General features: G+C 70.9%; 16 protein-coding genes. 7 read left to right on the top strand and 9 right to left on the bottom strand.

Annotation, left to right across the window (positions count from 1 at the left end; genetic code table 11):
• Positions 1–58 precede the first annotated feature (58 nt).
• Together GA0070216_RS28320 and GA0070216_RS28315 are read left to right on the top strand one after the other, a co-directional pair.
• A complete protein-coding gene (locus GA0070216_RS28320) occupies positions 59–1282 on the top strand; it encodes a cytochrome P450 (protein ID WP_091252466.1) in 1224 nt (407 codons plus the stop codon).
• Positions 1279–1509: a ferredoxin gene (locus tag GA0070216_RS28315; protein WP_245722779.1), complete on the top strand. Its 231-nt coding sequence runs from the start codon at positions 1279–1281 to the stop codon at positions 1507–1509. Before GA0070216_RS28320 ends, GA0070216_RS28315 begins: the two co-directional genes overlap by 4 nt.
• A 90-nt stretch (positions 1510–1599) precedes the next feature.
• On the opposite strand, the gene rph is transcribed toward GA0070216_RS28315, so the two are convergent.
• Together rph and GA0070216_RS28305 are read right to left on the bottom strand one after the other, a co-directional pair.
• Positions 1600–4251, bottom strand: a complete 2652-nt coding sequence (rph, locus tag GA0070216_RS28310) for a rifamycin-inactivating phosphotransferase (RefSeq protein WP_091252409.1) — start codon at positions 4249–4251, stop codon at positions 1600–1602.
• Between the two features lie 367 nt (positions 4252–4618).
• Entirely contained in the window at positions 4619–5326 is a 708-nt protein-coding gene (locus GA0070216_RS28305) for a TetR/AcrR family transcriptional regulator (RefSeq protein WP_091252407.1), read from the bottom strand.
• Between the two features lie 113 nt (positions 5327–5439).
• On the opposite strand from GA0070216_RS28305, the gene GA0070216_RS28300 reads away from it, so the two are divergent.
• From GA0070216_RS28300 to GA0070216_RS28285, 4 genes are all read left to right on the top strand, one after another.
• Positions 5440–6420 carry an NAD(P)-dependent alcohol dehydrogenase gene (locus GA0070216_RS28300; protein WP_091252405.1) on the top strand — a complete coding sequence of 327 codons (981 nt, stop codon included), beginning with the start codon at positions 5440–5442 and terminating at the stop codon, positions 6418–6420.
• A gap of 294 nt (positions 6421–6714) precedes the next feature.
• Positions 6715–8106, top strand: a complete 1392-nt coding sequence (locus GA0070216_RS28295; RefSeq protein ID WP_091252403.1) for a carbohydrate-binding domain-containing protein — start codon at positions 6715–6717, stop codon at positions 8104–8106.
• Positions 8107–8351: 245 nt separating this feature from the next.
• The gene (locus tag GA0070216_RS28290) at positions 8352–8945 is read left to right on the top strand and encodes a DUF4956 domain-containing protein (protein ID WP_091252401.1); all 594 of its coding nucleotides are present in this window, start codon (positions 8352–8354) and stop codon (positions 8943–8945) included.
• Positions 8942–9832 carry a polyphosphate polymerase domain-containing protein gene (locus tag GA0070216_RS28285; protein ID WP_091252399.1) on the top strand — a complete coding sequence of 297 codons (891 nt, stop codon included), beginning with the start codon at positions 8942–8944 and terminating at the stop codon, positions 9830–9832. Before GA0070216_RS28290 ends, GA0070216_RS28285 begins: the two co-directional genes overlap by 4 nt.
• Here the strand turns inward: GA0070216_RS28285 and GA0070216_RS28280 are convergent.
• The 4 genes from GA0070216_RS28280 to GA0070216_RS28265 form a co-directional block, all read right to left on the bottom strand.
• Positions 9742–10476 carry a response regulator transcription factor gene (locus GA0070216_RS28280; RefSeq protein ID WP_091252398.1) on the bottom strand — a complete coding sequence of 245 codons (735 nt, stop codon included), beginning with the start codon at positions 10474–10476 and terminating at the stop codon, positions 9742–9744. The genes GA0070216_RS28285 and GA0070216_RS28280 overlap by 91 nt on opposite strands.
• 211 nt (positions 10477–10687) lie before the next feature.
• Positions 10688–12037 (bottom strand): poly(ethylene terephthalate) hydrolase family protein, encoded by a 1350-nt coding sequence (locus GA0070216_RS28275; protein ID WP_425413205.1) that lies wholly within the window; start codon positions 12035–12037, stop codon positions 10688–10690.
• Between the two features lie 37 nt (positions 12038–12074).
• On the bottom strand, positions 12075–13187 hold the full coding sequence (locus tag GA0070216_RS28270) for a ricin-type beta-trefoil lectin domain protein (protein ID WP_091252396.1): 1113 nt from the start codon (positions 13185–13187) through the stop codon (positions 12075–12077).
• 193 nt (positions 13188–13380) lie between these two features.
• A complete protein-coding gene (locus tag GA0070216_RS28265) occupies positions 13381–14562 on the bottom strand; it encodes an ice-binding family protein (protein ID WP_218108299.1) in 1182 nt (393 codons plus the stop codon).
• 77 nt (positions 14563–14639) lie between these two features.
• Here GA0070216_RS28265 and GA0070216_RS36710 point away from each other — a divergent pair, with 77 nt between their 5' ends.
• Positions 14640–15116, top strand: coding sequence for an LPXTG cell wall anchor domain-containing protein (locus GA0070216_RS36710; RefSeq protein WP_091252393.1), 477 nt, complete (start codon positions 14640–14642; stop codon positions 15114–15116).
• Positions 15117–15222: 106 nt separating this feature from the next.
• Here GA0070216_RS36710 and GA0070216_RS34795 read toward each other — a convergent pair whose 3' ends face one another.
• The 3 genes from GA0070216_RS34795 to GA0070216_RS28245 all read right to left on the bottom strand — a co-directional run bounded on the left by GA0070216_RS34795 (position 15223) and on the right by GA0070216_RS28245 (position 21116).
• On the bottom strand, positions 15223–16203 hold the full coding sequence (locus GA0070216_RS34795; protein WP_176739179.1) for a COG1361 family protein: 981 nt from the start codon (positions 16201–16203) through the stop codon (positions 15223–15225).
• Positions 16204–16231: 28 nt separating this feature from the next.
• Entirely contained in the window at positions 16232–16789 is a 558-nt protein-coding gene (locus GA0070216_RS28250; protein WP_245722778.1) for a hypothetical protein, read from the bottom strand.
• Between the two features lie 454 nt (positions 16790–17243).
• Positions 17244–21116, bottom strand: a complete 3873-nt coding sequence (locus GA0070216_RS28245; RefSeq protein ID WP_091252390.1) for a multifunctional oxoglutarate decarboxylase/oxoglutarate dehydrogenase thiamine pyrophosphate-binding subunit/dihydrolipoyllysine-residue succinyltransferase subunit — start codon at positions 21114–21116, stop codon at positions 17244–17246.
• Between the last annotated feature and the right edge of the window lie 259 nt (positions 21117–21375).

The following is a 21375-nucleotide window of genomic DNA, read 5'->3' as shown; positions in this document are numbered from 1 at the left end:
GATGAGTAGCGTCACGTACTGATGTGACTACTCAGAGTCATGGCAGGAGATGTTCCACATGACACAGTCCACGGAGACCACACTGCCCCTCTGGCCGCCGGTCAACTCCGCCCGCGGCCCGTTCACCCCCCTCGACGACGCCGAACGACAGCGGTACTTCGGCCCGGTGACCCGGGTGCTGCTGCCCACCGGCATTACCGCCTGGCTGGTCAGCCGGCACACCGAGGTACGTCAACTGCTGCGCCACCCGGCGTTCAGCTCCGATCTCACCCGGCCAGGCTTTCCGCTGCTCCGCCCGCTGCCGCCCGAGGCGACGAGGGACCTCCGGGGCGCGTTCCTCCAGATGGACGGTGCGGCGCACACCCGGCTGCGGCGGATGCTCACCGCCGAGTTCATGATCAAGAACGTCCGCCGGATCGAGCCGCTGATCCACCGGACCATCGACGAGGCCCTGACCGACCTGGCCGCCGCCGGCCCCCCGGCCGACCTGGTGTCGACGGTCGCGCTGCCCGTGCCGTCCAAGGTGATCTGCCACCTGCTCGGCGTCCCCTACGCCGACCACGACTTCTTCCAGTCCCGCAGCCGCCGCCTGCTCGATCGTCGGGTGCCCCCGGAGCAGCTCCAGCAGGCGGCCCAGGAGCTACGGGCATACCTCCGCTCGCTGATCGACACCAAGCGGGCCCGGCCCGACGACGGGGAGGACCTGCTCAGCCGGTTGATCCGGGAACGGGTCGAGCCGGGTGAGCTCGTCGTCGACGAGTTGGTCGGGATGGCCCTGCTGCTGCTCATCGCCGGGCACGAGACCACCGCCAACATGCTCGGCCTGAGCGTCCTGCTGCTGACCCGCCACCCCGGGCGGTACGCGCTCCTGCGCGACCGGCCCGATCTCGCGCCGGGGATGGTGGACGAGTTGCTGCGCTACCTCAGCATCGTCCGGACCGGGCTGTTCCGGGTGGCCACCGAGGACGTCGAGATCGGCGGCCGGTCGATCCGGGCCGGCGAGGGGGTGATCGCCCTGATCGCCCTGGCCAACCGGGACGCCGAGGTCTTCGACGACCCCGACGGGTTCGACCCGTACCGGGAAGCCCACCAGCACCTCGCCTTCGGGTTCGGGGTGCACCAGTGCATCGGGCAACCCCTCGCCCGCGCCGAACTGCGCATCGCGATGGTGGAGTTGGCCCGCCGCTTCCCCGGTCTGCGGGTGACGGCCGAACCGCAGGAGCTGACCACCCGGGACCATTCGATCGTGTTCGGCCTCGACCGTCTCCCGGTGACCTGGTGACGCCCGCACCACGACCGCTGAGCGTGGAGACGACGCTGCGGGTGGTCGTCGATCGGGATCGCTGCTGCGGGGCGGGCAACTGCGTCCTGACCGCCCCGGAGGTCTTCGACCAGGACGACGCCGACGGCCTGGTGCTGCTGCGCGACCCCGCACCGCGCGATGCGCTGCGGGAACGCGTCCAACGGGCCGTCGACCTCTGCCCGACGGACGCGATCCGGTTCGACTGACGCCGTGGGCGGGTGGACGTCTGCCCCGTCCACCCGACCGCGCGGGCCGGGTGCCCAGCCCCGTGACCCGGGCACCCGGCCGGCGGTCGATCAGGGCAGGAGTTCGATGTACCCGTCGGTGCCGTGCACGCGGATCCGCTGCCCGTCCGGGATGAGCCGGGTGGCGTCCACCACACCGACGACGGCTGGCAGACCGTACTCCCGGGCGATCACCGCGCCGTGGGTCATCAGGCCGCCGACCTCCGTCACCAGGCCGGCGACGGCGACGAACAGGGGCGTCCAGCTGGGATCGGTGTACGGCGTGACGAGGATGTCACCCGGTTCGAGATCGGCCCGCGCCACGTCCCGCACGACGCGGGCCCGGCCTTCGACGGTCCCGGCGGAGACCGCCAGGCCGATCAGCGCACCCACCGGCACGTCGTCGCGCCGGTACGCCCCGGCGACGATCTCGCCCTCGGAGGTGAGCACCCGGGGCGGGGTGAGCGCGTGGTAGGACCGGTGCTCCTCCATCCGTCGACGGATGAGCCGGTCATCGACGTGCCCGGTGCGGACGACCTCGTCGAGTTCGGGGAAGGTGAGGTACCAGATGTCCTCCCGGTCCCGGAGCACGCCGTTCGCCACCAGACGGTCGGCCTCGGCCAGCAGCGCCTGCTTGTACGCGAAGGTGCGGTTGACCATGCCGTACTTCGGATATTCGCGGTAGCCGACGAACGTCCGGGCCCGGTCGATCATCCGTTTGGTCTGCTCGGCCTTCCCCGCGCCGTCGTCGGGCAGTGCCCGCAGGCGCTCCAGCAGTTCGCGCTCCCTGTTCCGCGCCGTCCGCAGGCCCTGCGCGAAGTGCCGCTCGGCGGCCCCCGGGGCGAAGTTCCTGATGTTGCCCAGGATCACCGGGACCAGCATGGCGGGGCGTTCGCGCCACCGGGGCCGGGTGATGTCGATCTCGCCGACCCCCCGCATGCCGTACCTGTCGAGCCAGGACTCGATGGCCGCCCGGGCTTCCCGGCCACCGGCGAGCGGGTCCATCCCGGCCAGGAGGTCGGCCGGTCCGCCGGGCCCACCGCGCTCTTCACGGGCCCCGTTGGTCCCGCCGTCGTCCGCCACGCGGTGCAGGAAGGACACCACCTCCGGGTACGGCCGGATCGCGTCCGCGACGTCCAGCAGCGCCAGTCCCATCTCCGAGGTGATGTTGTGCGGGACGGACTGGGTGAGCGCGTCGGCGGCGTTCCGCTCGCCGAGCCACTCCTGAAGATGCTCGTTGAGCCACCAGACCGCCTCCATCCCGGCCATGATGACCGGGATGCTCCTCGGATCGATCATCATCCGGGTCAGCCGGGGGAAGTCGGTCCGGATGAAGTCGAGCAGTGCCGGCCCGGACTTCGTCCGGATGTCGCGGTGGAGGGCGGCGTTGGTGTCGTCGATCTGCCTGATCAGCTCGGCGACCAGCGCGGGATCGGTCTCGACGGGAGGTGCCGCCGGCCCGGGCGGCGGCCCGGCGGGGGCCTGGTCCGGCACCTCCCTGACGAAGTCGCCGCGCTCGACGACGGTCCGCAACGCGTCCCCGATCAGCGGATCGGATCTGCCCAGGGCCGCCAGCAGACCGGCGCGGCCGGCCGGCGACGCCAGCTCGGGGGTCACGTCGGCGAACAACCTGCCGGCGGCCTCGTACATGGGCCGGGCCGCGATCAGCTGGAACATCGAGAACCCGAGGGGCTTCATCGGGTCGGTCATCATCTGCTGGTGGCCCACGGAGACGTAGACGCGATTGTCGGTGTCGTCGGCCACCGGTACGGGGAACAGCGTGGTGACCGGTCGACTCTGGACGATCTGGAAGTCGTCGTCGACGAGGCACCACTCGATGTCCTGCGGGCGGCCGAAGTGCGCCTCGATCCGCCGGCCCAGCCGCACCAGCCGGACGACCTGCGGGTCGGTCAGCGCCGGTTGCCGCTGCCGCTGCGGGTCGATCGCCACCACCCGCGTCCCACCGGTCGTCGAGGCCCGCACGGCGTGGTGCTTGGCGGCGATGGTCCGGGCGACGACGCGGTCGTCGCGTATCCGGAAGACGTCCGCGTCGACCAGCCCGGAGACCAGGGCCTCGCCGAGGCCGAAGCCGGCCTCCACGAAGGCGACCCGGCGGTTGCCGGTGACGGGGTCGGCGGTGAACAGGACGCCCGCCGATCCGGCGGGGACCATCCGCTGGACGACCACCGCCATCGCGACCCGGCGGTGGTCGATGCCGTTGCGCTGGCGGTAGGTGACGGCCCGCTCGGTGAACAGGGAGGCCCAGCACCGGCTGATCTGCCGGAGGATCGCGGTCGGACCGAGCACGTTGAGGTAGCTGTCCTGCTGCCCCGCGAACGAGGCGGTCGGCAGGTCCTCCGCCGTCGCGCTGGACCGGACGGCGTACCCGACGTGCCCGCCGAGCAGGGCCAGGGCGCGGGTGATCTCCGTCGCCACGTCGTCGGGGACGGTGACCTCTTCGATGGTCCGGCGGAGCTGTGCGCTGAGGGTGCCGATCGTCTCCCGGTCGGTGGGCGTCAGGCGGGCCAGTCGGTCGAGTTGCCCGTCGAGTGCCGGCGCCAGCGCGGTGACCCGCCGGAAGGCGTCCGTCGTGACGCAGAAGCCCTCCGGCACCCGGACACCGTCGATCCGGGTCAGGCCCGCGAGGTGTGCGCCCTTGCCGCCGACCACCGTCCGCTGCGTCGGGTCCACCTCACGCAGTCCCCGCACGTACCGCCCGCTCATCGGGACACCGCCCGGGCAGGCGGGCATCGTCGGATCGCGGCGACCGGGCGGGCAAGCGGCCTCGAATATGTCGTCGGGTACGTGGACATCGTTTCGCCTTCCGCTGGTGATTCGGTCGCCGACGCACCATCGCGATGCATTTCCCCAGGTGGCGACCTCGGCTGACGATTCTGCGGGGTGACCCGGGTCTTGCGGCAAGTCCCCCCGTCCGCTATATGTTGAGGGAGGCAAGAAATAGTGCGCGCCGGAAATAGCGAAGGCGACCCGCGAGAACGCCTTTGTCGGGTCACCTGTCGGGTCACCTGTCGGGTCGATCCGGGCGCGGTGCGACGCGACACGCCGTGACCGGCGCGACGGGCTCAGCCGATCAGCGCGGTGCCGTCCAGCCCTGCTCACGCAGTCGTTCGATGCCGTCCAGCAGCAGGTCCAGGGCGAACTCGAACTCGAACTGGTCGTCGCAGCCCTGCCCCACCACAGAGCCGTCGTCGTGCGAGGCCGCCGCGGCGATCTCGGCGACGTGCGGGAACCGGAGCGCGACCTCCGGCGGTAGCGGCGCGGGCGGTTGCGGTGCGATGGGGCCGGACCGGCCGGCCTGTCGGGCGGCGTCGAACAGTTCCTGGCTGAAGCCGAGGATGCGGCTGCCGAGCGCGTGCATCACGTGGTGGGTGAGGTCGGTGGAGAGTCCACCGGCCCGCAGCGCCCCGATCATCGAGTCGAGGTAGCCGAGGACGGCGGGCGTCGCCATGTTCCGCGACTCGATGGCGAGCGACGCCCAGGGGTGCCGGCGCAGCATCTGCCGCGCCGAGAGGACGCGCCGACGGATCGCGGGCTGCCAGCCCTCGCCCGAGGTCAACGGATCGATCTCGCCGACGACCACGTCGATCATGCCGTCGAGCAGTTCGTCCTTGTTGGCCACGTGCTTGTAGAGGGCCATCGGTACGACGTCCAACTCCTGCGCGAGGTTACGCATGCTGAGCGACTCGATCCCGGCGCCGTCGGCCAGGGCGACGGCGGCGCGCAGGATGCGGTCCCTGCTCAGCGGCGTCCGGCGCAGCTTCTCAGCCTGCTCGGCCATCTCGGTCCCTGTCCTCGGTCGGCGAGAAGAACGATAACCGCATTGACAGGTGTACGGCGTACACCTACCGTGGGTGACATCTGGTGTACGGCGTACACTCTGCGGAGGATTAGATGAAGGCGATCGTCCAGGACCGGTACGGCCCACCGGAGACGTTGACCCTCACGGACGTGGACGTGCCGGTGCCCGCCGCCGACGAGGTGCTCGTGCGGGTCGAGGCCGCCGCGCTCAACGCGTACGACTGGCACGTGATGCGGGGCGATCCCCGGATGGCGCGGTTGACCCTGGGCCCGACGCGGCCCCGGGCCCGCATCCGGGGTCGCGACTTCGCCGGCCGGGTCGAGGCCGTCGGCGTCGACGTGCGGCAACCGCGTCCGGGTGACAGCGTGTTCGGCGACCTCGGAGACGCCAACGGGGCGTTCGCCGAATATGTGTGCGTCCCCGCCGGCCTGGTCGCGCCGATGCCGGTGAACCTGACCGCACCGCAGGCGGCAGCCCTGCCGTTGGCCGGCGTGACCGCGCTCCAGGGGCTGCGCGACGCGGGACGGGTCGGGCCGGGCCAGCGCGTGCTCGTCAACGGCGCCTCCGGCGGCGTCGGCACCCTGGCCGTCCAACTCGCCAGGGCGCTCGGCGCGACCGTGACCGGGGTGTGCAGCACCCGCAACGTCGACCTGGTCCGCTCGCTCGGCGCCGATCACGTGGTCGACTACACCCGGGAGGACTTCACCCACGGCGTCCGCCACGACGTGCTGTTCGACCTGGTCGGCAACCGTTCCCTCACCGCGCTGCGACGGGCCCTGACCCCGACCGGGACGCTGGTGCTCTCCGGCGGCGGCGTGTACCGGGGCGGCAGCCTCCTCGGGCCGGTCCGGCTCCTCGCCCGGGGGCGGCTGCTGGCCCCCTTCGTCCGGCAGCGCATCGTCAGCCTGACGGCGACCCCGGGCCGGGAGCACCTCGACACGCTCCGCGCCCACGCCGAGGCCGGCCGCCTCACGCCGGTCATCGACCGGACCTATCCGTTGTCCGAGGTGCCCCGGGCCATCGGCTATCTCGAAGGCGAACACGCCCGCGCGAAGGTGGTCATCACCGTCTGACCGGCCCGGCATCCCCGTGATCGGCCCGGCCGATCCCGCCGGGCTCCCGATTCCTCGGTCAAGCGCCCCCGGCTCAGAGTTTCGTCAATATCACCTGTCAATCAGCTGGCAATGGTGGAAGCGCTTCGATTTCCTGCCTCAGCACTGTCGGCGAGAGGTGAATCTCATTTACCATCGTCGATGCTAAGCCTCGTTCATCCGCCGTTCACCTTGCCGACGGCCAAGCTTCGAGGCACCCGCACCGCGCCCGGGCCCAGCGCACCCCCACCCTGCCCACCGAGGAACAGGACCCCCATGAAAGCCACCGCACGCCGCACCGCCGTCCTGGCCGGACTCACCGCCACCCTGCTGGCCGGCCCGCTCGCCGTGGCCGCCGCCGCCGCCGCGACCGCCACGATCACCCTCAACGGCTCCAGCGCGAGCGTCACCGGCAGCAACGTCACCGTCGCCGGCAGCGCCGTCACCATCACCGCGCCGGGCTCCTACGAGATCAGGGGCACGCTGAACAACGGCTCCGTCAAGGTCGACACCGCCGTCACCGGCACCGTGGAACTCATCCTCGCCGGCGCCTCGATCACCAACTCCACCTCCTCACCGCTGTACGTGACCAACGCCAGCGCGGTCACCGTCACGCTGGCCGCGGGCACGAGCAACAACCTCACCGACGCGGCGACGTACACCAACACCGGCGAGCCGGACTCCGCCCTGTTCAGCGCCGCGGACCTGACCATCGGCGGCACCGGCTCGTTGACCGTGCGCGCCAACTACGCCGACGGCATCGTCAGCAAGGACGACCTGGTCATCCAGTCCGGCACCATCACCGTGAACGCGGTGGACGACGCGATCCGGGGCAAGGACTCGCTCACCGTCAACGGCGGCAAGATCACCGTGACCTCGTCCGGCGGCGACGGGCTCAAGTCCAACGACACCGAGGCCGGCAAGGGCGTGCTCACCATCACCAACGGCACGATCACGGCCTCGGTCGCCGACGACGCCATCAAGGGTGAGAACGTGCTGAACATCTCCGGCGGCACCATCAACGTCACCCGGTCCTACGAGGCGTTGGAGGGGCTCCGGACCACCATCAGCGGCGGCAACATCACCGTCGTGGCCAGCGACGACGCGGTCAACGCCGCCGAGGAGGGCCTCGGTCACATGGAGCCGTCCGCGATCGCGTTCATCAAGGTCACCGGCGGCACGGTGGTGGCCACCGGCGGCACGGACGGCTTCGACTCCAACGGGTCGCTCACCTTCGCCGGTGGAACCGTGGTGGCCCGGGGCTCCAGCACCCGGGGCGGCGGCGAGGGCGCGATCGACGCCGACGGGACGATCGCCTTCACCGGCGGCACGGTGGTGGGCGCCGCGCTGACCTCGCTGGCCGTGTTCCAGGCGGTGCCGAACACCGGCCAGGGCTGGGTGGCCCCCCGGTTCAACGCCAACCTGGCCACCAACACCATCGTGCACGTCGTCTCCGGCAGCACGGTGCTGGGCTCGTACCGGACCTCGGCCACCGTCCGGGAGGTCGTCTTCTCGTCCCAGCGGATCACCAACGGCCAGCGGTACGACATCTACACCGGCGGCAGCGTGACCGGCACCAACGTCGGCGGTCTCTACACCGGCGGCAGCATCACCGGCGCCACCCGGGTGCTGACCGGCGTCACCGCCGGCAAGTACGGGCGGTTCTGAGCCCGCAGGTTCTCCGGTCCGGGCCCGGTCGGGCCCGGACCGGGACCCCGGAGCGGCGGTTCGGGCCGTCCACCCCGGGACCCGCCGGCCCGCCCAGGTGCGCCGCGCGGACGCTGAGCGAACCCCGACGTCGAAGGCGTCCGCCGTCGACGTCGGGCTCGCGGGTGCACCACTGCCAGATCTGATGCCCATCCGCCGGACGCCGTGCACTGGAAGACGGCTGGCGGACACCCCAAGGAGCAAATATGTCGCGCTTGGTCCTGGCCGGAATGGACCTGGTCGCCGTGGTCCTGCTGGTCTTCGCGCTCTACTTCCCGCGCCACCGACGGCGGGATCTGGTGGTGGCCTACCTCGGCGTCAACGTCGGCGTCTTCGCCGTGGCCAGCTCACTCAGCAGCAGCACCGTCGGCGCCGGGCTCGGACTGGGGCTCTTCGGGGTGCTGTCGATCATTCGGCTACGCTCCACGGAACTCGACCAGCACGAGGTGGCGTACTACTTCTCGGCGCTCGCGCTCGGCATCCTCGGCCCGCTCTCCGGCACCTCGGTCTGGATGGTCGGCGCCCTGACCGCGCTGATCCTCGCGGTGATGTTCGTCGGGGACCACCCCCGGCTGCTCCGCCGCTACCGACGGCACGTCATCGTGCTGGACAGCGCGGTCACCGACTCGGTCGCCCTCACCGCGCACCTGGAACAGTTGCTCGGCGCACGGGTGCACAACGTCAACGTCGAGCGGGTCGACCTGGTCAACGACACGACGGTCGTCGACGTCCGCTACTCGCGGCCCCGGGTGCCCGCCACCGGCGGACGACGGCCGGTGGACGCGGGTGCCGCACGATGACCACCCTCGACCCGCCCACCACGGCGCTGGCCCCGCTCACGCCGATCGGGCTCACGGAGCTGACCGAACGCGCCGCGCTACAGACCCGGTTCGACCGCAAGTACCTCCTGCCGGTCGCCGAGATACCGCACCTGCTCGCCGGGCTCGACCGCACCGACCAGGTGCTGGAGATCGACGGCAGGCGGGCCTTCCGCTACGAGTCGATCTATTTCGACACCGCCGATCTGGTCAGCTTCCGGCTCACCGCCCGCCGACGCCGCCGCCGGTTCAAGATCAGGACGCGGACCTACCTCGACTCCGGCCTCTGCTGGCTGGAGGTGAAGACGGAGGGCACCCGTGGCGGCACGGTCAAGGAGCGGCTGCCCTACCGCCTCGACGACAGCGGCACCCTCACCCCCGGGCTGCCGTTCGTCGACGGGGTGCTCGCGGCGCTCAGCAGCGGCCCCGCCCTGACCTTCTCGCCTACCCTCACCACCAGCTACCTGCGCAGCACGCTCTATCTACCGGCTACCGCGAGCCGGGCGACCATCGACGTTGCGCTGCGCTGGGAGGACCACCGGGGTCGTCGATTGGCGCTGCCGGAACTGGCCATCATCGAGACGAAGACCGGTTCCACCGCCTCACACGTCGACCGACTGCTCTGGCGGCAGGGTCACCGCCCGGTGGCCATCTCCAAGTACGCGACCGGGCTGGCCGCGCTCGACCCCGAACTGCCCGCCGGGCGCTGGCGACGCACCCTGCGACGACACTTCCACCCCACATCCCACGCTTGCCGGGACGCGGAACCGGGGGCGTCTCACCGAGGCGGTGCCGGAGGTGACCCCGGGGTCGCCTCCGGCAGCTGCGGGGGCAGCCGTAACGCGTACCCGACGCCCCGGACGGTGTGAATCAGGGGCGGGTCCCAGCGGTCGATCTTCCTCCGCAGGCAGTAGACGTACGACTCGACGATCCGGCCGTCGCCACCGAACCGGTAGTTCCACACCCCGTCGAGGATCTGCGCCTTGCTGACCACCCGGCCCGCGTTGGCGAGCAGGAACCGCAGCAGGTTGAACTCGGTGGGCGACAGCGGCACCAGGTGCCCGCCCCGGCGTACCTCGTGGGCCTCCTCGTCCAGTTCCAGGTCGGCGTAACGCAGCCGCCCGCCGTCCTGCGCGCCCTGATCCACCTGGCAGCGCCGCAGGACCGCCCGCACCCGGAGCACCAGCTCCTCCAGGCTGAACGGCTTGGTGACGTAGTCGTCGGCCCCGGCGGTGAGCCCGGCGATGCGGTCCTCCACCTCGTCGCGGGCGGTGAGGAACAGCACCGGCACGGCCGGGCCGGGACCGGCACGCAGGCTCCGCACCACCTGGAAACCGTCCAGATCCGGCAGCATCACGTCGAGCACCACCAGGTGCGGATCGAAGTCCTCCGCCACGACCAGCGCCTCCCGGCCACCGCAGGCCACCCGGACCTCGAAGTCGTGCATTCCCAGCGTTGCCGAGAGCAGCACTCGGAGATGGGGATCATCGTCCACGACGAGCACCCTGGGCATCGGGGAGATCACGCACTATTCGTACGGGACATTGTGGAGAATGGCCTCGCAGTCGGCTGTGGATCAGCGGTGAATAACCTGTCGCCGACGGCTGGCGGCACGCGTCGGTGTCTCATCGATCGCCCCGGTCCGGGTCCGGCTTCCGGCACGCCGTGCGCGGCGTGCCGGCGGCCGCCCACCCGTCGTGCCGGTGGGTGGGCGGCCGCCGCGCTCAGGGGCTGGTGCAGGTCGGCGACGGGCTGGTCGGCGTGCCGGTGCCGAGGAAGCCGAAGGTCGTCGAGGTGCCCGGTGCGAGCGCACCGTTGTAGGCGGCGTTGCGGACGGTCGCGGTCGCGCCGCTGGTGCTCAGCGTGCCGTTCCAGACCTGGCTGATGCCCTGGCCGCCACCCAGCTCCCAGCGGGCGGTCCAGCCATTGACGGCGGCGCTGCCGGCGGTCACCGTGACCTCGGCCTGGAAGCCACCGGACCACGAGTTGACGGTGCGGTAGGTCGCGGTGCAGGCGGTGCCGGCAGGCGGCGGGGTCGTGGGCGGCGGAGTGGTCGGGGGCGGAGTGGTCGGCGGCGGAGTGGTCGGGGGCGGGGTCGTGGGCGGCGGAGTGGTGGGGGGCGGGGTCGTCGGCCCGCCCGGGGGCACCAGGGGGCAGGTGGAGCTGTACCGGGACACGCCGGTGCTGTCCGCCAACGGGCAGAGGAACTGGGTGTAGCGGGTGTCGTTGTCCAGGAAGATCTTGAGCCAGGGGATCAGGAGCCGCATCTCGGTCGGGTTCGACCGGGTGAACGACAGGTGGTCGTTGCCGGCCAACTCCGCCCAGGCGTGCTCCACCCCGGCAGGCAGCGTGTTGTAGATGCCCTGCACGTACGAGGGCGTGACGGTGCCGTCGTTCTGACCCGACAGGAGCAGGGTGGGGACCTGGGTGGTGGACATGTTCAGGTTGTTTCCCGGCGTACCGGGAGCGAGGCCGACCGCGGTCTTCAGCGACGGCCGCCGCAACGCCGCCAGGAGGGTGCCGGCCCCGCCTGCGGAGTGGCCCATCACGCTGAGCCGGTGGGGATCCACCCGGTTGCGCACCGGGCTGGTCCGGGTGAGGTAGTCCAGCGCCGCGAGCAACTGGGTGGCGCGGGCGTCGGCACCGTCGGTACGGCTGTTGGTCTCGATCCCGAGCACCACGAATCCGAAGGACGCCAGCCAGGGGCCCATCCATGCCTCTTCGTTGGCGAACAGCGCGGAGTAACCGGGGACGATCGCCACCGCGCCCCAGGTGCCCAGGCTGGTGTCGGTGGGGTAGTAGACGAACCCGCCGTTGAAGCCGTTGCCCGCCGGCACGGTCGCCTGCGTCGTGGCGAACGGTCCCCGGGTGGCGGCGACGCTGGCCGGGGTCGGGTCGGGACCCCGCTGGTACGGGTTGTCCGCCGCCGCCGCGTCCCGGGGCGTGGCCGACACCGCCAGGCCGAGGACCACCGCGAGCCCGGCGGTCAGCCAGCGGACGGCCCGGCTCCGGCGTACGGACGGTGTGCGGCGTCCGGCCCCCGGGGCCGGGTTCTGCGCTGTTGGCAGCTTCACCTCTGGTTCCTCCTTGCCTCGGGCGGGCCGGCGCGGGTCACCGTCGGCTCCACTGCTGGTTGGCCTGCCCGGAGCAGGTCCAGAGGACGAGCTTGGTGCCGTTGGCGGTGCCCTGGCTGGCGGCGTCCAGGCAGAGGCCGGACTGCACGCCGGTGATGGTGCCGTTGGCGTTGACGTTCCACTGCTGGTTGGCGCCGCCGTGGCAGTCGTAGGTGGTGACCTGGGTGCCCGGGGTGGTGCCGTAGCCCGCCGCGTCCAGGCACTTGGTGCCCAGGACGGTCAGCGCCCGGCCGGAGGTGTAGGTCCACTGCTGGTTGGCGCCGCCGTGGCAGTCCCAGAGCTGCACCTGGAGCCCGTTGGTGGCGGCGGAACCGGGCACGTCGACGCACCGACCCGACGGGGTGCCCACGATCGCGGCGGTCTGCCCGCCACTGTTCCCCGGGTTGCCGATGCTGCCGGGCACCGACTGCAGGGCGCTGTACCAGCGGGCGGCCATCTTGTCGTAGCCGCCGGCGGTGGGGTGGATGCCGTCGATCAGGTCGGCGGTGGTGACGGCGCTGTGCATGTCGACCAGGCGCACCCGCTTGCCGGCGCTCACCTTGCTCGACACGATGCCGGGGATCGCCGCGTTGAAGGTGCGGACGGCCGCTTCCTGGTTGCTGTTGGACAGCGGGATGAGCTGCGCCACGAACACCTCGGCGGTGGGTACGGTGGCGGTGATCCGGTCGATCAGGGTGGAGAGCCGGTTCGGCGCGGTGCTCACGTTGTAGTTCTGCAGAATGTCGTTGGTGCCGATGTGCAGCAGGACGGTCTGCGGCCGTTGGGTGTTCAGCCAGCCGACGATGTTCGCGTCGATCTGGTCGATGCGCCAGCCGGGATGCCCCTGGTGGTCGTGGTCACCCAGGCTGGCTGGCCCGTTGAACTGCGAGCCGACGAAGTCGATCGTGTAGCGGCCGCTGGCGAGACGCTGCCAGAGCCCGATGCGGTATCCGCCCGGCACCTGGGTGCCCTCGGTGATGGAGTCGCCGAGGGGCATCACGCGTACCCCGCCGTTGGACTCGGCCTGAGCGGGGCCGGTCGGTGTCACCACCCCGGCGATCATGACGCCGAGTGCGGCGATCGCCGCGAGCCATCTTGCCCTTGTTCGCATAGCTTTCTCCCATGAATGGTCGAACCGATGCCGGCAACGCCCCGAGTGTTAACGATAACAACGATACTTGTAAATTTTTGTCGCTGATTCAGCACCCGTCAACCCTCACCGGCGGGTGGTCGGCGCGGTGGCATGGCCGACCGGCCGGTAGGCCGTGGCAGCCGAGCCGACCACTCACCTGCCGGAAGGCGTCTCAGGCCACAGAGAAGGTCACGGTGCCGGTGTAGCTGCCGACCACGGCCGCGAGAGGTAGCTGGACGGAGACGACGGGATCCCAGGTGGCGGAGTTGGATCCCCGCCCGCCGGTGAGGGTGAAGGCGGTGCGTTCCACATCGAGGGTCTGCGCGTCCTGCGGGGTGGGTTGACCCGAGGTGAAGGTACCGATACCGGTGGTCGACGTGGCCGGCCCCGACCAGTAGGACACGTTGACGTTCGCGATGGTCTGCACCGGGCTGCCGGTGGTGACGAAGTCCGTCGCGACGACCGTCGCCGTCCAGGCAGCGACCGAGAGCAGACGATCGTCGGTCACCGTCACCGACCCCAGGTTGGCGGAGACGGCACTGCCGGGAGCACCGCCACCCAGGTCGGCCGTCTCCGGCGCAGTGATCGACAGCTCACCCGGCACGGCGCAGCTCGACCGGGTGATCGTGCTGGTGTCCAGGGTGACCGCGCCGTTGATCGCCATCGTCCGGCCGTCGACCACCAGCCCGGCACCGACGGTGATCGACGTAAAGGCGAGGATGTCGCCCCGCAGGGTGGAATTGGCGCCGAGGGTGGCCGAACTGCCGACCTGCCAGAAGACATTGCACGCCTGAGCGCCGTTGATCAGCTCAACCGCGCTGTCGGCGGCGGTGATGAGCGTGGAAGTGGCCTTGAAGATGAAGACCGCGTTCGGGTCGCCCTCGGCATCGAGGGTCAGCGTGCCGGCGATCCCGAAGGTGCCGCCGGCAGAGTTGTAGACGCCGGTGGTCCTGGTGGTTCCGCCGAGGCCGTCCGAGATGGTGTCTGTGGTGGTCCGCGTCAGGGCGTTGTCGTACGCGACAGCCAGGTCGGCCTGCGCCTGCACGGCGGGACCGTCGTTGGAGTGAATCGCACCGTTGATTTGGCCGGGTGGAAAGCCGGTCACGGCAGTACCCGGGCTCACTCCGAGGTCACCGGTGACTGCGGAGGCCCCGGTGTTCGTCACGGTCGTCCCGGCGAGGACCGCGAAGTCGGCGGCGGAGCCGAGCGGCACCGGTACGGTCTCCGCTCTCGCGCTCACCGGTGCGATCACATCGACCAGCAGCGTGGTCGCGCAGGTCAGGAGCAGCGCCAGAGCCGCCCGCCCCACGGTGGTGCGCCAGCGGCGGGCGACCGCCAGCCTGAGCCTTGTCACAGGTCCTCCTCCGAAACTCAGGCTCACCGTCGCTGACACCAGACCGATCAGCTACGCCGATCTGGGCGAATCAGGCGATGCGCCAATCTTTGAGCAATGTTCTCAAAATGGCGGTACGTTGCTGTTCGGGACGACGTCAAGACGGGGGTGAGGCAATGATCCGCCATGAAGTTCAGCCCGGCAGGTCCGCGCCCTGGTCGGTGCGGATCGCGGTCCTCGTGTTCTCCGCCCTGCTCACCGTCCCAGCCGTGGCGGCCCAGCCCGAGCGGTCGGATGCCGCGGCCTTAGCGGAGCCGGCGGCAAGCACCGGGGTGATGTTCGAAGTGGTACCGGCCCAGCCCACGGCGAGCCCGACCCAGCCGACGCCTGGCCCGACCCAGCCCACGGCGAGCCCGAGCCAACCGGCTGGTGGGCCCGACCAACCGGCTTCCCCGCCGCCCGGCGGGGAGCTTCCGCAGACCAGCCCGGACACCATCGGCCTCTTCCTCGCCTTGGGCGGTTCCGCCCTACTGCTCGGTGGTTACCTCTTGATGCGGAACCGCCGACCGGAATGATGCGGCAGTTCGGCCGACCGCCAGACGCCATTGACCTGGGAGAAGGACCGGACCCGGAAGAAAGGACCGGCCGCGCCGACCGGCGATCCCCGCCGACTCGGCGGGCTCATCCCACAGCCGCCGGTTGCCGGGACCGACGCTTCATGATCAGTGCCGCGAGGATCAGCAGCACGACCACCAGCGCACCAGCGATCGACCAGAGCGGCATCCAGCCGGACAGGATCGTGCCGGGCTTACCCACCTTCCCGCGGTCCGGGAACTCGATGCTCCTCGTCACGCTTCGCTTCACCATCCCGCTTTCCAGGTCGGCCACGATCTTCCACGGCCCGTTCGGCAGTTCCTTGGGCAGCCGGACCACGACCCCACCCGAGTCGCCAGGTGACAGGGTGGTTCCCTCGACGATGTCGAACGGCCCCGCCTCCATGCCGCCGGGGCCCTCGGTGAGGTTGACCTTCCCGGTCAGGTCCAACGCCCGCTGGCCGGTGTTGTCGACCCCGATGGCGACCGAGGGCACGCCGTCCGGGTCCCGGGCCGGGACGAACTCACCGATGCGGAAGTCGGATGGCGGTTCGCCGCCCGCGCCGACGCTCAGGTAGACCCGGACACCAACCCGGTGGACCTGGGTGACGTTGCCGGAAGCCGTCGGCTTCGAGGTCGCTGACGCCCAGACGACGGCATACCGCTCACCGGACGACGCGTTCGCCGGGACCGCGATCGTGCCGGTGAACCGGGCCGAATCGCCCGGATCGAGGGTGAGCTGGTGGCGATCGAGCGAGATCCAGGAGGTCAGCTCGTTGGGCGTACGGCCCTCACCGAAGATGAACCGGTCTCCCTCGACCGTCGCGGCGGACGGATACAGGTCGATCCGTTGCTGCGCATCGGACGTGTTCCTCACCTGCAGTTGCCGCTTGATCACTGTCCCGGGGGCCAGATGGTCGACGATGTAACGAAGGGCCCGGGGGTCCGCCCGCCGGCTGACGGGCGCCTCCAGCAGTTGGATCCCGATGCTGCCCTCGTCCGGGTCGGGCACGGCCTCGCTGGCCTGGGCGACGGGGCCCAGACCAACGAAGCACAGCAGCACCGGCACGACCCGTACGGCCGATCGGACCCACTGCTCACGCCACCGAATGCGTCACCGTTCCGGTGTAGATGCCGGCCTGGGAGTCCAGCGGAACGTTGACCACCAGGGTCGGGTTCCAGACCGCCGTGTTGTTACCCGTACCGCCGACGTGGGAGAAGGCGGTCAGCGGAGCCGTGTTGTCCAGCGGCTCCTGGTCCCCTGTGGTCGGCTGACCCGGGGTGAAGGTGCCGGTGCCCGTGGTGGCGGTGGCCGCACCGGACCAGTAGTTGATCTCACTGGCGAGGACGGTTTCGGACGCGGTGCCACCGCCGGTCTGGAAGTCCGTCGAGACCACCGTCGCCACCCATGAGGCGTCGGCGGAGGCCCGGCCGTCGGTGACGGTGACCGAACCCAGCTGGCCGGTGATCGTGCCCCCCGGCGAGCCGGTGCCAAGGTCCGCCGTGGCGGGGGCATCGATGTCCAGGGTGCCGGCGAGCACCTCGAAGGTGACCGTCGTGGTGTCCGTCGGGGCAGCTGCGGCGGGCGCGGCGGCGAAGCCCACCATCGCGGCAACGGCAGCTGCCCCGACCAGGGAGATTCTGGTAGTACGCACGAATTCCACCTCACGTCTCTCGGATCACTGTGGTGCTGGCGCAGGCATGCGACCGACACACACGGACAATAAGGTTTCAAACGTCATCATGACCGCAAAAGCGTACTTTTCTCCCCGGTGGGGAGGTGCCGTGGGCGGCGATCTTGTCGTAGCCGCCAGCGGTGGGGGTGGATGCCGTCGATCAGGTCGGCGGTGCTGAGGGGCCCCGGATCACCGCCGCACCGGGCCAGGTCGGGCTCACCGACATCACCTAGGTGCCCGCCGAGATGACGTTGGCCGAGCCGATGCCGAAAGCTCGCGCAGTTCAAGCCGTTGGCTGCCGAGTCGCGGGAGCGGGCCTACCGCACCATCCGCGAGATGCACGCCGCAACCGAAGCCACCAGCTGACCGGCCCACCCGGCACCCCTGACGGACGGGGCGGCTGCGCCACACCGGCGGGCTGTCCCGTCCGTTCTCACGGCTGCGGCAGCGCCGCGTCGATGATCGCGGCCTGCTCGATCTCGTGCTGCTTGGCGGAGCCGACCGCCGGGGCGGCGGCGGCCGGGCGGGAGATACGGCGCAGCCGCACCCCGTCCAGGTGCTCCAACAGGTTGAGCGCCACGAACGACCAGGCGCCCTGGTTGGCCGGCTCCTCCTGCACCCAGGCGACGTCCTCCGCGTTCGGATACTGGTCGAGCACCGCCTTGAGTTCCGCTACCGGCAACGGATAGAGCTGCTCCACCCGGACGATGGCGGTGTCGCCGATGCCGCGATCGGCGCGCGCCTGCAGCAGGTCGTAGTAGACCTTGCCGGAGCAGAGCAGCACCCGCTTGACCGCCTCGGCGGGCAGCGACGCCGCACCCGGCCCGCCGTCGGCCAACACCGGCTGGAACCCGCCCGTGGTGAAGTCGGCCACGTCCGAGACGCAGAGCTTGTGCCGCAGCAACGACTTCGGCGAGAAGACCACCAGCGGCTTGCGCCTGGTCGACAGGGCCTGCCGGCGCAGCAGGTGGAAGTAGTTGGCCGGGGTGCTGGGGATGGCGACCCGCATGTTGTCCTGCGCGCACAGCTGCAGGAAGCGCTCCGGCCGCCCGGACGAGTGGTCGGGGCCCTGCCCCTCCTGCCCGTGCGGCAGCAGCAACACCAGTGCCGACCGCTGACCCCACTTGAGCTCACCGGAGGACAGGAACTCGTCGATGATGGACTGCGCGCCGTTGGCGAAGTCACCGAACTGCGCTTCCCAGAGCACCAACGCCTCGGGGTTCTCCACCGAGTAGCCGTACTCGAAGCCCATGGCGGCGTACTCGGAGAGCAGCGAGTCGTGCACGAAGAACCGGGCGTCGCCGGTGGCCAGGCGGGACAGCGGCACGTCGTCCTGGCCGGCCTTCGAGTCGACGATCGCGGCGTGCCGGGAGGTGAACGTGCCGCGCCGGGAGTCCTGGCCGGCCAGCCGGACGGTGACGCCCTGGGCCAGCAGCGACCCGAACGCGACCAGCTCGCCGAAGCCCCAGTCGATGTCGCCCTCGACGGCCATCCGGGCCCGCCGCTGCAACACCTGCTGGACCCGCTTGTGCGGGGTGAAGCCCGCCGGGAGCTGCAGGTGGGCCTCGCCGACCGCGCGTACCACGGCGGCGTCGACGGCGGTCTCGACCTGCGGGTCGGGCTGCGCGCCCCCGGGGCGCCGCGCGCGGGGCGGCGCGCCGGCCGCGTCCCGGCTGGCCGCGAAGACCCGCTCCAGCTCCGCCTGGTATTCGCGGAGCTGCTGCTGGGCGGCGTCGACGGTGATGTCGCCCCGGCCGATCAGCTCCTCGGTGTAGAGCTTCCGGACGCTGCGCTTGGCGTCGATGATCTCGTACATCCGGGGGTTGGTCATCGACGGGTCGTCGCCCTCGTTGTGCCCGCGGCGGCGGTAGCAGACCAGGTCGATCACGACGTCCTTGTGGAACGCCTGGCGGTACTCGAAGGCCAGCCGGGCGACCCGGATGACCGCCTCCGGGTCGTCGCCGTTGACGTGGAAGATCGGCGCCTGGATCATCCGGGCCACGTCGGTGGAGTAGAGCGACGAGCGGCTGTATTCCGGGGCGGTGGTGAAACCGACCTGGTTGTTGACCACCACGTGCACGGTCCCACCGGTGCGGTAACCGCGCAGCTGGGACAGGTTGAGCGTCTCGGCGACCACCCCCTGCCCGGCGAACGCGGCGTCGCCGTGGACCAGCACCGGCAGCACGGTGTAGCCCTCCAGCCCCAGGTCGAGCCGGTCCTGCTTGGCCCGGACGATCCCCTCCAGCACCGGGTCGACGGCCTCCAGGTGCGACGGGTTGGCGACCACGCTCACGGTGGTGGAGTGCTGACCGTCCGGGGTGGTGTATCTGCCGGTCTGCCCGAGGTGGTACTTGACGTCGCCGGAGCCGTGCGCCGAATCCGGGTCCATCTGACCCTCGAACTCGTTGAAGATCTTCTCGTACGGCTTGCCGACGATGTTGGCGAGCACGTTGAGGCGCCCCCGGTGGGCCATCCCGATGACCAGCTCGGGGAAGCCGCCCTCGGCGCAGGCCTGGAGCACCTCGTCGAGCAGCGGGATCAGCGACTCGCCGCCCTCCAGCGAGAAGCGCCGCTGACCGACGTACTTGGTCTGCAGGAAGGTCTCGAACGCCTCGGCGGCGTTGAGCCGGTTGAGCAGGTACTGCTGCTCCACCGGGTCCGGTTTGGTGTATCTGATCTCGATGCGCTCCTGGATCCAGCGACGCTCCTCCGGCTCCTGGATGTGCATGTACTCGATGCCGACCCGGCGGCAGTAGGTGTCCCGCAGGACGCCCAGCACGTCGCGCAGCCGCATCTTCTGCCGGCCGGCGAAGCCGCCGACCGGAAACGTCCGGTCCAGGTCCCACAGGGTCAGGCCGTGTTGCAGGACGTCCAGGTCGGGGTGCCGACGGATCTCGAATTCGAGCGGGTCGGTGTCGGCCATCAGGTGCCCGCGCACCCGGTAGGCGTGGATCAGCTCGACCACCCGGGCGGCCTTGTCGATCTGCCCCTCGGAGGTCCGGGCCACGTCCCGCATCCAGCGCACCGGCTCGTACGGGATCCGCAGCGAGGTGAAGATGTCGTCGTACAGGCCGTGCTCGCCGAGCAGCAGCTCGTGCACCGTCTTGAGGAACTCGCCGGACTGCGCGCCCTGGATCACCCGGTGGTCGTAGGTGCTGGTCAACGTGGCGACCTTGCTGATGCCGTGGTCGGCCAGGGTCTCGTCGGACATGCCCGAGTACGGCGCCGGGTACTCCATCGCGCCGACGCCGATGATCGCGCTCTGGCCGGGCATCAGCCGGGGCACCGAGTGCACGGTGCCGATGCCACCCGGGTTGGTCAGCGACAGGGTGGTGCCGGCGTGGTCCTCCATGGTCAGCTCGCCCCGACGGGCCCGCCGCACCAGGTCCTCGTACGCCTGCCAGAACTGCCGGAAGTCCATGCTTTCGCACTTCTTGACCGACGGCACGACCAGGGTGCGGGTGCCGTCCGGCCGGGCCAGGTCGATGGCGATACCGAGATTGACGTGCTCCGGCTGCACCAGTGCCGGCCGGCCGTCCACCTCGGCGTACGAGTTGTTCATCTCAGGGTGTGCGACGACCGCGCGGACCAACGCCCAGCCGATCAGGTGGGTGAAGCTGACCTTGCCACCCCGCCCCCGGGCGAGATGGTTGTTGATCACGATGCGGTTGTCGACCAGCAGCTTGGCCGGCACGGCGCGGACACTGGTGGCGGTCGGCACGTCGAGCGAGCTGTTCATGTTCTGCACGATGCGGGCCGCGACGCCCCGCAGCGGGACCGTACGCGCGGCGGTGGCCGGGTCACCCGCTGCACCGCTGCCGGACGTCGCCCTACCGGCCGCCCCGGTCCCGCCGGCTCGCCCACCGGACACCTCGACGCCGGACGCGGGAGCAGTCGTGGCCGCCACCGGAGCCTTCGCGCCGGACGCGGAGGACTTCCCGGCGGACGGGGACGACGCCGCCTTCGGGGCGGGCGCCGTGGCTGCCGGGACCGCCGACTTCGCGGCGGGTGCGGTGCCGCCGGTCGCGGCGGGCTTCCCCGCCTGGACGGCCGGCGGGGTCGGCGTGCCGGCCACGGTCGCCGCCTCCTCGCGGTCGCCTGCGGTCTTCACCGTGCCCGGGGCGGTGGTGTCGTCCGGCGAGACGGTCGGGCCCGCCCCCGGTCGGTAGTCGGCGAAGAAGTCGTGCCAGGCATGGTCGACGCTCGTCGGATCGGCCAGATAGCGCTGGTACATGTCGTCGACGATCCACTCGTTGGGACCGAAATCCGCGAGCGGATTGTCCTGCGAGGTCTGGTGGGTCGACACAGCCGGGTTCGCCTCTTTCACCACAGGTCGACGGCACGCGACGATCTCGTCGCGTGGGACGGAAACCACGTCCGATTCAGGCTACGCCGCCCGCTGTCGCCATTGTGGACACGACCACGGTCGGATTCGGGTCCGTACCGGCCGCCACCGCGCCCAGTTGGCCGCTCTCACGGGCCGCCTTCGGTCGGGACGGGTGCGGTGCGGTCGCCGACCGGATGGTCGGCGACCGCACCGCAGGTGGTGGGCGGTGGCGGCCCGG

Origin of the sequence: Micromonospora matsumotoense, from assembly GCF_900091525.1 — a bacterium.
GTDB classification, from domain to species: domain Bacteria; phylum Actinomycetota; class Actinomycetes; order Mycobacteriales; family Micromonosporaceae; genus Micromonospora; species Micromonospora matsumotoensis.
Note: the sequence above shows the minus strand (reverse complement) of the source record. Positions and strands in the feature narration are given on the sequence as shown.